The organism is Peribacillus sp. NPDC097675 (assembly GCF_050277655.1).
GTDB lineage: Bacteria > Bacillota > Bacilli > Bacillales > DSM-1321 > Peribacillus.
Genome location: NZ_JBNNSK010000005.1, coordinates 23256 through 36235 on the forward strand (window position 1 = coordinate 23256; position 12980 = coordinate 36235).

The window sequence follows — 12980 nt, forward strand, 5'->3', positions numbered from 1 at the left end:
AAAAAAGGCTTATCGATTTCGATAAGCCTTTTTATTATTTCGATAATGCGATTTTGATATGAGCTAAGTGGTGCTTTTCGTGCCAAGCTAATTTTGCCATTTTCGAAGCAACCTTTATTTCGCCATTTTCCTGATGAGTGAACGTCCGACTTAATTGATCTTCAGTTAAACTATGCCCTAAAGCAACGATACGCTCATTTAAGCCTTCTAGCATTTTAATGGAACTTTCTACAGGAAGTTCTGTATCCGGTTGAATCGCCCACTTTTCTTGGTCAAAACCTATTACCGTTGGGTTCTCATCTGTTAGGGCCAGCTTCAAACGTTGGTACATATTCAACTGGGAATCTGCAATGTGATGAACGAGCTGACGAACTGTCCAGCTACCATCACGATATGTTTTTCTTAATTCCTCATCACTTAATGCGTCAATCGTTTCTCTTAATTGAACGGTATATGTTCCGATGTCCGTTAGCCATTCTTGAATGTTTTCTTGTGTTACTTGTTCCGGTACTTGTAATTCCCCAATTGGAAATTTCACATCCATCTTCATTCCCCTTTTCCATTCATTTTATAAGTCCAAAAATGACTTCACGCCTCTTTATTTTAACATAAATTCCCTATTATTCTTCATATAGTGTATCCGAGTAGTACAAGAAAAGAGCTGCCCGTCAGCCAGTTTTCACCGACGTTCCGGACAGCTCTTATTCTACTCTCTATTAATAAGGATCAGCTTCGTGGCTTTTCTTCACAGCGTCTTTTGTTGCTTCATTCGCTGCTAGTGAACCTTCGCCATATTTCGACTTACCAGATTCACGGCCTGGAAGCTTGCCTTCTTCTTGATTTTCTTCGATTTCTTTCATCTTCATTGCAATGCCTTCCTTCACACGGCGACCGTAGTCTTCATCAGCTTGTGTAAAGTGCTCAACCATGGCATCTTGAATGCGTTTATCACATACTGCAAGTGCGCTGGATAGGTTGTTGATTAATTCATCACGTTCCCAATCCTCAAAGCTACGATATGTTTCGCCTGCTTGACCATAGTTGTTTGGACGGTCGATCGGCTCACTCATTGCTGCCGCATTATACGTTGGACGGTGTTGCGGACGCTCTTCTTTGCTAGCTTCCTGATACCCGCCAATCGTGGATGGCTCATAGTTGATGGATGGGTTTTCTCCATTCTCTTTCGGATCACGGATATCCATTTGACCCCGATGCTGGTTCGTGCGGACAGGCACTTTTGGAGCATTCACAGGTAATTTCAGATAGTTCGCACCTACACGATAACGTTGCGTATCAGAATATGAGAAGGTTCGTCCTTGGAGCATTTTGTCGTCGGAGAAGTCCATTCCGTCGACAAGAACCCCCGTACCGAAAGCAGCCTGCTCGATTTCGGCGTGATAGTCCACTGGATTGCGATCAAGGACCATACGACCGACTGGCAACCATGGGAATTTATCTTCCGGCCAAAGTTTTGTATCATCTAGTGGATCGAAATCAAGTTCTGGATGGTAGTCATCCTCCATGATTTGCACATAGAGTTCCCATTCCGGATACTCTCCACGCTCGATTGATTCATATAAATCCTGTGTCGCATGGGAGACGGTCTTACCTTGAATAGCGTCTGCTTCTTCTTGTGTTAAGTTGCGGATGCCTTGCTTAGGCTCCCAGTGATACTTCACAAGCACAGCTTCGCCTTTGTCATTCACCCATTTATACGTATTTACTCCAGAACCCTGCATATGGCGGTATGTAGCTGGAATTCCCCATGGAGAGAATAGGAACGTGATCATATGTGTCGCTTCAGGTGAACGGGAAACGAAATCGAACATCTGCTCAGGGTTCGCAACGTTCGACGCCGGATCCACCTTGAATGCATGAATCATATCAGGAAACTTCATCGCATCACGGATAAAGAAAATTTTAAGGTTATTACCAACAAGATCCCAGTTACCATCTTCCGTATACATTTTCACGGCAAAACCGCGTGGGTCCCTTGCTGTTTCAGGCGAATCCTTCGATCCTGCCACCGTAGAGAAACGGACCATAAGTGGTGTTTTCTTCCCAGCACCCGAGAATACTTTCGCGCGTGTATACTTTTCTGGAGGTTCATCTCCAACTTTTCCATAGGCTTCGAAATAGCCAAACGCTCCAGCACCACGTGCGTGAACCACACGCTCCGGCACTTCCTCGCGATCAAAATGTGATATCTTTTCAATAAAATGATAATTCTCAAGTGTAGCCGGACCGCGATTACCAACTGTACGAATATTCTGGTTATCCGTAACAGGGTGACCTTGACGTGTGGTCAACGTATCGCGTTTCACATCTTTTTCTTGATCCTGTCCTTTTGGAGCATTCATATCTTTGTTCTCTGCCAAAATGAAAACCTCCTCAAAAATAGTGGCCCTTACTTCACTACTATCCGTTTATAAGGGGAATTACCATTTAAAATAAATACTAAATGATAATTATTATAATCAATACAAATCTATTATAGGTTATGCATTTAAAGAATGCACGTAATATGAATTACCTATTATATTTATCAATAAACATCACATATTCTCAATATAAACTTACTAGATAACCACTCCCCTACCTATCAAATTTAATTTCTCAAGAGCCATTACTAACTAATTAGACATTACTTCTTCTATACCTTCGTTTTTAAAAAAGAAAACCTATAATTAATAAATATCTCCAGAAAACGAGTAATTATTCTCATTCTCTTAAATGCTTTCCCAACAAAAAAAGAGTCAATTATCCTTTTAGATAACTAACTCTTTTTTCTCTTTATTTATTGAAAATAAACGGCATTAAAATGGGTTTGTTGCGATGAAGCTTGCTGTTTTAACATACATGCGCGGATTGATCTTTAATTGGTCCACGATGAATTCTGCAATATCTTCAGGTTGGATGAATTTAGAATCGTTATTTTCTTTAATCAAGCTTAAATCAAGCGCTAAATCTGTTGCAACCGTACTTGGTGTTAAAGCCGATACACGGATGTTGTTGCGGCGAACTTCTTGTGCAAGGGATTCTGTAAATCCAATCACCGCAAACTTGGATGCACTGTAAGCACTTGATGTAGCCGCTCCGTTCAATCCATTCGTAGAGGAAACATTGATGATGTCCCCACCATTTTTTTCGATTAATTGAGGCAGTACAGCATGTGTTACGTAATATGTGCCCATTAAGTTTGTATCGATAATTTTTTTCCATTCTTCCGGGTCCATTTCTGAAACCGTACCGAATGTCGCAATACCTGCACTATTGATTAGAATATCAGCCGCGCCTAATTCCTTTGTTATCGCTTCAATGGCTGTTTCCACCTGCTCTTTGGATGAAACATCAGCCGCTGCATAGGCTACTTTTACTCCTAAGCCTTTAATTTCAGTAGCCACTTCTTTTAAAGTTGCTTCTGTTCTAGCAAGCAAACCAACGTTTACGCCTTCTTTAGCTAATGCGATAGCGGTTGCTTTCCCGATTCCTCTTGCCCCACCGGTTATAATTGCTACTTTACCTGTTAATGTCTGTGCCATTGTATTAGCCCCTCTCTAAATCAACTTTCATATACGTTCTATTATACTATTTTAGATTGCATATTCCTAAAAGTCTGCTTCGTATTTTGCAGAACTATCTATTAGTATTTTCTTGTTTCTGTTTTCGTAAACTTGGTTTTATATTCTTAAAACTCTCTAACTATGCAAGCAATCTAAAGAAACGAATAATATGTTAGAGTGGTACTATAAGGAGCTGGTCACTCTCAATGGTACACCTTACCTTTAAAAAATGGATGAAGATCACTTTTACATTAATCATTCTTTCAATAATCGTATACTCACTGCGTACGGTATACATTGATAAAAAAGCGATTGCTTGGGAACAAATACTTCTCCAATCAATCGGATTACCATTGCTCATTACAGGTTTTTTATGGTTATGGGGAGACATCACTTTTTCAAAAAAAGAAAAAGGAGGAAAGAACTAATCAAGAAGAGTACCCTAGCAATTACGATTTTACCAGCGGCATTCCGATCGTTCTCTGATTAGTGATTTTCCGGAATAGTATTGTGACATAAGAAAAAGAACACCAGAAATATTCTGATGTCCCTCAAGTCATTTATTTACCCCGCTTACTTATAAACCTTCACCGGTAAATAAGTTAAGGACTGTCCTGTAGCGGATTCGGTTAAGTTTTGTTCTAATTCAAACCCTTCCACAGGCTCGATATGAGAAAATTTCTTGACGAAAAGCTCCAATGCCAGTTTCATTTCCAATCGTGCAAGCGGTGCACCCAAGCAGAAATGTGGCCCGCTTCCGAAGGTCAAATGCTTCTTGTTATTGGCACGGCGTATGTCTATTGTGAAAGGATTCTCAAACATATCTCCATCCAGATTGCAGCCGCTCATCCAAGCGATGACGGTATCGCCTTTTTTTAATGGCACCCCTAATAAATCATTATCTTCTTTAACCGTACGATCTCGTCTGGAACTGTGGAACCGATAACGTAACATTTCCTCAACGGCATTCGTAATCAGTTCAGGCTCATCCCGTAGGTCTCCATAAATGGACGGGTCATCATAAAGCAATGAATAGAAAGAATTCGCTATTGCATGACTGGTCGTTTCGACGCCCGCACCTAATAGAAGCATCGTCGCCTGCACAATTTCTTCATCCGTAAACCTTTCACCATCCACTTCTGCCCGGATTAAGTCACAGATGATGTCATCTGTAAGATCCAAACGTTTTTGAACGACTATTGGATATAGATAGTGGAAATATTCCTTTGCGGCCTGTTCTTTTTTACGCATAATTTCTTCCAACCTTGCTTCGTCATATGGCTGGAACAGGATATCGACCCATTCTTTGAACTGGTGCTGATCTTGAATCGGCACACCGAATAAATCCGCGATGACCATAGCAGGTAACGGGCCTGAGAACATTTTTATGATATCCACCGTTGTGTCAGCTGGTATGTCATCGACCAGGTCTCTAATAATTTGGTGAATGCGAGGTTCCCATTCTTTCAAACTGCGTGGAGTGAAAGCGGCTGCTAACAAGGAGCGGCTTTTCCGATGTGCAGGGGGATCTACCATTGTAAGATTCGTTATGGAAGAAGGTTTTTCCGCTTTCTTATTCGCTCCTACGAAAATGGTGCTTCTAGGGCCTTCACTAGAAAAAACCTTATAGTTACTTAATACCTGTTTAACATGTTCATATTTGAATACATTCCACGTATTTGTCGCCTCATGGAAATAGACCGGATGATTATCAAGCATCTCTTTGTACCAATCAATCGGGAAAAACTCATCAGCACGCGATTGAAAATTCGTAATTTCTTTAATAGGAATCACTTCTTTATTCATTGAGTCTTATTCCTCCTTCAAACAGTCTAAAGATTTTCTGCCTTCTACATTTGCATGTATGTTCAGCATACTCTAAACAGAGTATTTTGAAAAAAGCAATAAGTAATAGTGCATGAATCCCACATTTGAATGACTTTGGTTTTTTTATAGGTAGGAAGACTCTTCTATGCGTCAACACGAGTGTGCCAAAAGACCACATAAAAAAGCACTCATTTCAAATGCTCAAAATGAGTGCTTACTCTACTTGATCAAATCTCCATATCCCATCGCTCTTGTTCGGTTTTCTTCATCTTTTTTTCCATTTCTTCTGGATAAGCCGTACGGAATTTATGGTGGTCAGCCGGGATGATTTCAATCATCTTCTCAATCATGTCTTCCGGATTAAGTTGGTTCTTTAATCCCGCGTCCTGTTTCTCCATATCTTCTTTCCGTGTGAAATGACGAGACTCGTCGAACCACTTCCATTTCTCCTCTGCGGCTCGGTCGTTAAAACCGGTATTATAAGCACCTGGATTAATGGTCGCAACCTGAACGCCGAATGGCTCTAGCTCATCCTTCAAGGTTAACGCCATCCCCTCGATGGCATGTTTAGTCGTCGCATAGGGTCCGCCGAATGGCGTCGTGATGGTCCCTGCCATCGAACTTAAGAACACGATTTTCCCGCTTCCTTTTTTGACCAACTTCCTTGCCGCATGTTGGACGGATTCAAGTGTCGCGAACACATTCACTTCAAAAATCGCCCGGAACCGGTCCATCGGCACTTCCCCCAGTGCACCGCCTTCATTGATGGCGGCGTTTGCCACAAACACATCAAAATCATATTCGTCAATCAATGCCCGATCCCGTTCATTCGTAATATCCAGTTTGCACACTTCCATGTTCAGCCCTTGCTCCTGGGCTTCCCGCATCAAATCGGTTTTCTGGGACGTGATTTCCGTCGTCGCAATTACGTGATGCCCTCTCTTCGCTAACCCGAGAGCCGTTCCCCTTCCGAGTCCGCTTCCTGCTCCTGTAATGAAAATGGTTTTAGTCATCTACTATTCCTCCTATCAACTTTCTCTATATTTTCTTCTTCCCCAATGCTATAGACCTAAACAAAAACAACGCTTTTCCAGGAGCAAAAGACAAATAAGAGAAGATGGTCTAGATGGACTTTATCCGCTTTTTTCGGTGAAATTTTATAGAACTGTAGACGCATCGTAGAAATCAGCCTTTGCGTTTATTAAGGGGGGTTATGGGAACACTTACAAATATCGACTCTATCCCTGCATTCCCAACATTAAAGCTTAAACAAAATAGGATAACCAACGAAAAAGGGGTTTTTACGATGATGAATTACAAAAACATCACAGTTGCTGGAAGCGGCGTTTTGGGAAGTCAGATAGCCTTCCAAACGGCTTACAAAGGGAAATTCAATGTAACGGTGTATGACATTAACGACAAAGCATTAGAACAGGCAAAGAATCGCATCATGAAATTGAAGCCCTACTATAAAGAAGATTTAGGTGCAACGGACGAAGAGTTACATGCAGCCTATGAACGCCTTTCTTTCCACTCTGAACTAGCAAAAGCTGTGGCTGATGCGGACCTGGTGATTGAAGCGATTCCTGAGGTCGTTCAGATTAAAACGGATTTCTATAATGAATTAGGGAAAGTAGCACCTGAAAAGACTGTTTTCGCAACGAACTCTTCTACACTCTTACCAAGTCAATTTGCGGATGCTACAGGCCGTCCTGAGAAATTCCTGGCTTTACACTTCGCAAATGAAATTTGGAAAAACAATACGGCAGAAGTCATGAAGCACCCTGGAACCGATGAAAGGTTCTTCGATGAAGTGATTGAATTTGCAAAAGCCATCGGAATGGTTGCCCTCCCATTACATAAAGAGCAGCCCGGCTACATCTTGAATTCATTATTGGTTCCTTTATTGGAAGCGGCGCAAGGACTTTTATTGAACGAAGTTGCCGATCCAGAAACCATCGATAAAACATGGATGATAGCAACAGGTGCACCGCTTGGACCTTTCGCTATCCTAGATGTGGTTGGAATCACGACCGCTTACAACATTGCCAATGGTAAAGCGCAAGCAGGCGATCCACATTTCGTGAAATTGGCTAACCTCTTGAAAACGGAGTATATCGACAAAGGAAAAACGGGAAGAAACGCAGGAGAAGGATTCTACACATATCCGAATCCTGCTTTCGCTAAAGCGGATTTTTTAAAAGGATAATGAACAGGAATGAAAAAGCAGGGATGCTCCCCACATCAAAGTTAGTTGGAAATCGAATTGGATAACATGGGGTGATAGTTGTCTAACCATTCGTATCCCTGAATAATGCGTCCTATTCGTATCGTATTTGCTATTAATGGACCCTGCCGTAATCAATTCACAGTGGGTTTCAGATAATGACTGAACGGCTTGAACACTATGAATTTTCATAGTGCTCAAGCCGTTTTTTTCTACTAGTAATTCACTGTCCTTTCGCACCTGGTTATTTCTTTTGAATATAGGAAATGATATCAATATATAATTCGGTCATTTCTTGAGGCGTTTTATCTAAATCATTTTGTACCCATTGCTCGATCAATCCTAAAAAAGCAGACGTAATGAAGGATAAAAAGTAGTCCATGGGCACTTTTACATTGGATGCATGAAAGTTTTCATTCTTCTCTAAATTAACACGCACTTTTTCGGAAAAGGCATCTCTAAATCGTAGGTGAAAACCTGTTCTCCCATGATTGCTTAAAAATACCTTTAATAGGGGTGCATGCATTTTAATAGAGCTAAATAAGGTAGCCGCTAATTGCTCTTGTCCTTTTTCAAACGTGAGAGTAGATGAATAATGGGATTGCAATTCATCAATATGATTGCCTAAATTCTCAAACAACTGCTGTTCTATTCGATCTAGCAAGTCGAATTTATCTTGATAGTGCAAATAAAATGTTCCACGGTTAATTTGGGCCGTTTTCGTAATGTCCCCTACCGTCATCGAATCAAATGACTTTTTTTCTAAGATATGTACAAACGATGTTTGAATGAGCTGTTTGGTTTTTCGATTTTTTTCTGCATACATGGTCATCATGATTACCTCCGACCTAAAATTCAACAAGCTGTTCACTTTTGTTCATTGCTTCTATACTCTTAGAATTATAAGATATATGCATACCACTAAACAACATGTTGAAAATTGAGAAAGGGTGATAGCATTGAAACTATTTAAAAATAAATTAGCGTGGGCTGCTCCCATCGCTGTCATATTAATTATCGCTTTATTCTCGGTAAATCTATTTGCCCAAGGAAATCCGAAAGTAAGAAACTTACCTGTTGCCCTTATTGTCAATGATGAAGGCGAACATGTAGATGCTGTCCAATCAGCCGTTGAACAAATGAGTAAAGGCACAGATGGCGAAGAACCGATGTTAGCTTTTACAAAGGAAAAAGAAGAAAACATTGAAGATCTATTCGATGATAAACAGTATTATGCAGCATTGGTCGTTCCTGAAGGGTATAATGATAGCTTACAAAACGCCATGAAGAATAACAAATCAGCACAATTGAAAATTTACATTAACCAAGGGTATAACATGACGGGTGCTAACTTTGCGAAAACCGCTTTAAACGGCTTAGTTACGCAATTAAACAATCAATATTCGACGAATTTCATCAAACAAATGGATGGTCAACAAATTGATGCAGCTCAAGCAGCTGTATTAGTGAACCCAATCGTTTCCGAAGAAAAAGTGTTTAATGAAATCACAGCATCAACGGCAAACGGTAGTGCACCAACATTAATGGCTGTACCTGCTTGGGTAGGGGCCTTAATCGGTGGTTTCATTTTATACTTAGCCATATCAAACATCACTAAGAAAGAAAACTTAACACGTAAGCAAACATTACGCTTAATGGGTGCCCAAGTATTATTCGGTCTGATCATCGCCCTATTCTCTGGATTCACTGTTGCGACATTAGCCTCCATCGCCGGTATTAATATGCCAAGTTACTTACTAGTCGCATTCTTCGTATCGTTTGCAGCATTCTGTTTCTTCCTATTAGTATCAGCCATTACGGCATGGATCGGTAAACCGGCCATCACGTTATTCATGGTTGTCATGCTTCTAGGTATGGGTGTATTAATGACACCACTAGAAATGCTTCCCGATTTCTTTGTGAACTTCATTCGTCCTTGGGTTCCGATCCGCTTTGCCTCTGAAGGGTTACGTGAGATTTTCTACTTCGGTAGTGGCTTCTATACGGGTGGATCGTTCATCACGATTTTAGGAATTGGTATTGTCGGTTTAGTGATTTACCTGCTGTCTATTTTTAAACCAGCACGTAGAGATAGTACCAAAGCTAAATAAGAACATAGGTAAGCGGCTGTTCCAAAAGTCAGGAAAATGACCTTTGGGGACAGCCGCTTTTATATATTTTTTTGTCAAATCAGCTCATTTATCTGTTTCGTCAATTCTTTGAATCTCAGGTCCAGCTCTGTGTACGCTTTGTCTTTCGGGGTCATGAAACTGAGCTTACCCAACACTTCTTGTCTTTCATTTTCTAGCTTCAATCGCCGTTCAACCTGACTATCCCTTTTTTGTGGTGCTTCCTGCCACTGCTTTTGGATGCGATTGTTAGAGATGACAAGTTGACTGTTCACTGTTTTTTCAAGGAAATACCGATCATGCGAAACGACAAGCAACGTGCCATCATACTGTGCTAATGTATCTTCAAGCTGTTCGCGTGAAGGTAAGTCCAGATGATTCGTCGGTTCATCTAAGATAAGTGCATCTTTTTCTTCCAAAATATAGACCATTAGCTTGCACTTCACCCGCTCACCCATACTCATTTTCCCAATTGGTTCTGTCCATTGGGAGGACGTGAATCCTAAGTGCTTCATTAAATTTTGGACTTTTCCTCTCTCTTCAAATGTCTCTTTATAGAATAGCTGCTCGGGTGTTTGATTCAGTGGTAAATCGAACACTTCCTGCGTCAAGTAACCGATATTGGCAGACGGTGACATCCATACATCTCCTTCGGCAAGTTCCCTTCCACAAATCACATTCAACAACGTCGTCTTCCCACTTCCATTTGGCCCCATTAACGAAACCTTCTCACCATGCTGGATTGTGAAATTGACGTCAGTAAATACTATCCGTCCATCGAATGACTTGGTCAGATTCTTCACTTCTAAGAAACGTTTTCCAACTTTGTTATTCGGTTTTATGGAAAAGCGCACTGTATAATCAGACTCGACACGTTCCGTCTTTGCTTTTTCAAGTTCTTTCTCGAGGCGCTTCCGCTTCGATTTTACTTGGGCATCCATCCGCTTTGCTTTTACACGATAATATTCTTTCACTCCTTCCTTTTTCGTCGATTGGGCATGAGCCTTTTTAGACCAGGAAGTGAGCTCCTTCATTTGACCTTCAATGTCTTCAATCATTTTCTGCTGTTTTTCATAGGCACGTTGCTGGGACAGCCTTTTCTGTTCACGCACCTCCATATAACTAGAATAATTCCCCTTGTGTTCCATCAGCTTTTTACCTTCAATGGCCCAGATCTTCGTTGCAACCTTATCCAAGAAATAGCGATCATGCGAAACCAAAATAATCGTCCCTTTGTATGTCTTGATCTGTTCGATAAGGAAATCCGTACTTTGCTCATCAAGGTGATTCGTCGGTTCATCTAACAATAGAAGCTGGGCATCTGTCGCAAAGCCCCTTGCCAATCGCACCTTCAATTTTTCTCCGCCACTCAATTGGGAAAAACTCCGGTTTGGCACATGCCACTTCTCCAATAAAGCACCCTCTACAGGTGTCACTTCATCGGAAGAAAAAGACTCGGTTTCTTGCTCAACCAAAACAACCTCCACATTTTTTTCCAACCACTGAATATGTCCTTTTTCAGGTTCTAATTCCTGGGTTATGAGTTGCAACAAGGTCGATTTCCCGGCACCGTTTTTGCCGATGATTCCGATAACTTCTCCTTGTTGCACACTGCCATTCAATTCCTCGAACACGGTAAGATCATTTATGACATAGCTTACATTTCGTAATTTCAACAGTTCCTTCATACCTTTCATCCCTCTCTGTAAGGGGAGAACAAAAAAATCCTCCCAAATTAATTGGAAGGATTAGTCGCATTTTCATCATACTCAAACAAGCCACTTCAAATGGCTTAACCGCTTAGAGAAAATGGGCAGACTAATCCTATTTCGTAAAAATTTGAAATATGCTATTTCAAACTTATAAAAATAAGATTATTTATCCATCGTCCACCCATCATCCCTTCTGTTATTAGTAAAAACATTGTAACATAAATCACCGAAAAAAGAAGCGATTATTTTCCTTAATTACCCATAATCATTTACTCATATAAATCCTTTTTCTTCATTAATGCCCTTTTTCGCTGAATGATTTTTATAATCGGAATGGCGATAAGCGATGCACCTACTATGTTAAGAATAGGAAGACCTGAGCTAATGAATTCCGGGAGCAGCGATTGATTACCATAAATAATTAACAGACCTCCGTTCATAATAACCGAGAAAATATTTATGAAAAAGAAATAGAGTAAAATATTCAACATGCGCTTATAATAGTTAATCTTTGATTGTGTATCTGTATATATTTCAAAAGGGCCTTCAGCTGCTACTTTTTTCATGTATACCCAGCCACCCAATTCATAGATGATGGTAATCCCGCTGTCTTTAAGTAGTTCAAAATAATCCTGCTTCTCCTGTTTAGACATGGCACCGAGAAATTCATTACGGTAAGTGAATGCACCCGGCTCTCCCTTTGTAAAGGTGAACCTATTCAAAAACCACTTCTCAAGGTGCCAACCCTGCACGGCCATATCATTGATACATTTTTCTTCTTTTTCATAATCCAAATAAAAGCGATACCTAACTTCCTTCAAGGCTATTTCTCCCCCTTCGTAATGAGCAAACCGTTGTGATACAACTCATGAAGTCGTTTCATTTCCTTTTCAACCGTCAACTTCCCAGCATCCGTAATGACGTATTCCTTTTTTCGGTCACCCTCATCTATTGGAACAATCCATTTCCGCTTAACCAATGTTTTAATCGCTCCATAAATCGTTCCAGGGCCAAGCTCAACACGACCATTGCTAAGCTCGGAAACATACTGCATAATTCCATATCCATGTCTTGGCTCATATAAAGATACAAGGATATAATAAACACCTTCTGTCAAAGGAGCATTTTCGTCCATCGTTACACCACCTATCGTCTGACGTTATATCGTCTGTTGATATACTTATTATATCAGCACCCGATATAAATGTGAATATTATCCTTAATTAATTTTTATTTCCAAAAGGAGAGCTTACTTCTAAGGTTAAAGTCAGGGCCATAAAGAGGATTCGAACTTGAGTTAACACATAGTTGATCGGAACGGAAGGTACGAGACTCCTGCGGGAAATGCGTGTCTACGGGAGACCCCGCTGGCGGAAGCCGAGGAGGCTCACGGACCGCCCGCGGAAAGCGAGTGCCCGGAGTGGAAATCATCGTCCTCCTATTCAACACTCAACATTTTAGGAAAAGGGTTCAATCTGGGAGTTAACACATAATTGATTGGAACGGAAGGTACCAGACTCCT

13 protein-coding genes are annotated in these 12980 nt (G+C 40.8%); 3 read left to right on the forward strand and 10 right to left on the reverse strand.

Features of this window, described 5'->3' with window-relative positions; translation table 11 throughout:
• Positions 1-34: 34 nt before the first annotated feature.
• The 3 genes from ACQKL5_RS09005 to ACQKL5_RS09015 all read right to left on the reverse strand — a co-directional run bounded on the left by ACQKL5_RS09005 (position 35) and on the right by ACQKL5_RS09015 (position 3542).
• Positions 35-544 carry a YfiT family bacillithiol transferase gene (locus tag ACQKL5_RS09005; RefSeq protein ID WP_427608118.1) on the reverse strand — a complete coding sequence of 170 codons (510 nt, stop codon included), beginning with the start codon at positions 542-544 and terminating at the stop codon, positions 35-37.
• A 172-nt stretch (positions 545-716) separates the two neighbouring features.
• Positions 717-2378, reverse strand: coding sequence for a catalase (locus tag ACQKL5_RS09010; RefSeq protein WP_427608119.1), 1662 nt, complete (start codon positions 2376-2378; stop codon positions 717-719).
• Between the two features lie 438 nt (positions 2379-2816).
• The gene (locus ACQKL5_RS09015) at positions 2817-3542 is read right to left on the reverse strand and encodes a 3-ketoacyl-ACP reductase (RefSeq protein ID WP_427608121.1); all 726 of its coding nucleotides are present in this window, start codon (positions 3540-3542) and stop codon (positions 2817-2819) included.
• A 227-nt stretch (positions 3543-3769) separates the two neighbouring features.
• On the opposite strand from ACQKL5_RS09015, the gene ACQKL5_RS09020 reads away from it, so the two are divergent.
• On the forward strand, positions 3770-3991 hold the full coding sequence (locus tag ACQKL5_RS09020; RefSeq protein WP_427608123.1) for a hypothetical protein: 222 nt from the start codon (positions 3770-3772) through the stop codon (positions 3989-3991).
• Positions 3992-4136: 145 nt separating this feature from the next.
• Here the strand turns inward: ACQKL5_RS09020 and ACQKL5_RS09025 are convergent, their stop codons facing one another.
• On the reverse strand, positions 4137-5369 hold the full coding sequence (locus tag ACQKL5_RS09025) for a cytochrome P450 (protein WP_427608124.1): 1233 nt from the start codon (positions 5367-5369) through the stop codon (positions 4137-4139).
• 248 nt (positions 5370-5617) lie between these two features.
• Positions 5618-6403: an SDR family oxidoreductase gene (locus ACQKL5_RS09030; protein ID WP_427608125.1), complete on the reverse strand. Its 786-nt coding sequence runs from the start codon at positions 6401-6403 to the stop codon at positions 5618-5620.
• A 296-nt stretch (positions 6404-6699) separates the two neighbouring features.
• Here ACQKL5_RS09030 and ACQKL5_RS09035 point away from each other — a divergent pair, with 296 nt between their 5' ends.
• On the forward strand, positions 6700-7599 hold the full coding sequence (locus tag ACQKL5_RS09035; RefSeq protein WP_427608472.1) for a 3-hydroxyacyl-CoA dehydrogenase: 900 nt from the start codon (positions 6700-6702) through the stop codon (positions 7597-7599).
• Here the strand turns inward: ACQKL5_RS09035 and ACQKL5_RS09040 are convergent.
• Both ACQKL5_RS09040 and ACQKL5_RS09045 read right to left on the reverse strand, forming a co-directional pair.
• Positions 7588-7809, reverse strand: coding sequence for a hypothetical protein (locus ACQKL5_RS09040; RefSeq protein ID WP_427608126.1), 222 nt, complete (start codon positions 7807-7809; stop codon positions 7588-7590). The genes ACQKL5_RS09035 and ACQKL5_RS09040 overlap by 12 nt on opposite strands.
• 52 nt (positions 7810-7861) lie before the next feature.
• The gene (locus ACQKL5_RS09045) at positions 7862-8449 is read right to left on the reverse strand and encodes a TetR/AcrR family transcriptional regulator C-terminal domain-containing protein (protein ID WP_427608127.1); all 588 of its coding nucleotides are present in this window, start codon (positions 8447-8449) and stop codon (positions 7862-7864) included.
• Between the two features lie 127 nt (positions 8450-8576).
• On the opposite strand from ACQKL5_RS09045, the gene ACQKL5_RS09050 reads away from it, so the two are divergent.
• Complete coding sequence (locus tag ACQKL5_RS09050) at positions 8577-9728, forward strand: ABC transporter permease (RefSeq protein WP_427608129.1); 1152 nt, start codon at positions 8577-8579, stop codon at positions 9726-9728.
• A gap of 74 nt (positions 9729-9802) precedes the next feature.
• Here the strand turns inward: ACQKL5_RS09050 and abc-f are convergent, their stop codons facing one another.
• From abc-f to ACQKL5_RS09065, 3 genes are all read right to left on the reverse strand, one after another.
• Positions 9803-11434: a ribosomal protection-like ABC-F family protein gene (abc-f, locus tag ACQKL5_RS09055; RefSeq protein WP_427608474.1), complete on the reverse strand. Its 1632-nt coding sequence runs from the start codon at positions 11432-11434 to the stop codon at positions 9803-9805.
• 293 nt (positions 11435-11727) lie between these two features.
• Entirely contained in the window at positions 11728-12279 is a 552-nt protein-coding gene (locus ACQKL5_RS09060) for a DUF2812 domain-containing protein (RefSeq protein WP_427608131.1), read from the reverse strand.
• A gap of 2 nt (positions 12280-12281) precedes the next feature.
• The gene (locus ACQKL5_RS09065; RefSeq protein WP_427608132.1) at positions 12282-12593 is read right to left on the reverse strand and encodes a PadR family transcriptional regulator; all 312 of its coding nucleotides are present in this window, start codon (positions 12591-12593) and stop codon (positions 12282-12284) included.
• Between the last annotated feature and the right edge of the window lie 387 nt (positions 12594-12980).

What these genes read in the sequence shown, in the direction of transcription:
- ACQKL5_RS09040 (WP_427608126.1), bottom strand. Translation starts at nt 7,809, where the DNA reads ATGAAAATTCATAGTGTTCAAGCCGTTCAGTCATTATCTGAAACCCAC.
- ACQKL5_RS09030 (WP_427608125.1), bottom strand. Translation starts at nt 6,403, where the DNA reads ATGACTAAAACCATTTTCATTACAGGAGCAGGAAGCGGACTCGGAAGG.
- ACQKL5_RS09035 (WP_427608472.1), top strand. Translation starts at nt 6,700, where the DNA reads ATGAATTACAAAAACATCACAGTTGCTGGAAGCGGCGTTTTGGGAAGT.
- ACQKL5_RS09005 (WP_427608118.1), bottom strand. Translation starts at nt 544, where the DNA reads ATGGATGTGAAATTTCCAATTGGGGAATTACAAGTACCGGAACAAGTA.
- ACQKL5_RS09015 (WP_427608121.1), bottom strand. Translation starts at nt 3,542, where the DNA reads ATGGCACAGACATTAACAGGTAAAGTAGCAATTATAACCGGTGGGGCA.
- ACQKL5_RS09045 (WP_427608127.1), bottom strand. Translation starts at nt 8,449, where the DNA reads ATGACCATGTATGCAGAAAAAAATCGAAAAACCAAACAGCTCATTCAA.
- ACQKL5_RS09025 (WP_427608124.1), bottom strand. Translation starts at nt 5,369, where the DNA reads ATGAATAAAGAAGTGATTCCTATTAAAGAAATTACGAATTTTCAATCG.
- abc-f (WP_427608474.1), bottom strand. Translation starts at nt 11,434, where the DNA reads ATGAAGGAACTGTTGAAATTACGAAATGTAAGCTATGTCATAAATGAT.
- ACQKL5_RS09065 (WP_427608132.1), bottom strand. Translation starts at nt 12,593, where the DNA reads ATGGACGAAAATGCTCCTTTGACAGAAGGTGTTTATTATATCCTTGTA.
- ACQKL5_RS09020 (WP_427608123.1), top strand. Translation starts at nt 3,770, where the DNA reads ATGGTACACCTTACCTTTAAAAAATGGATGAAGATCACTTTTACATTA.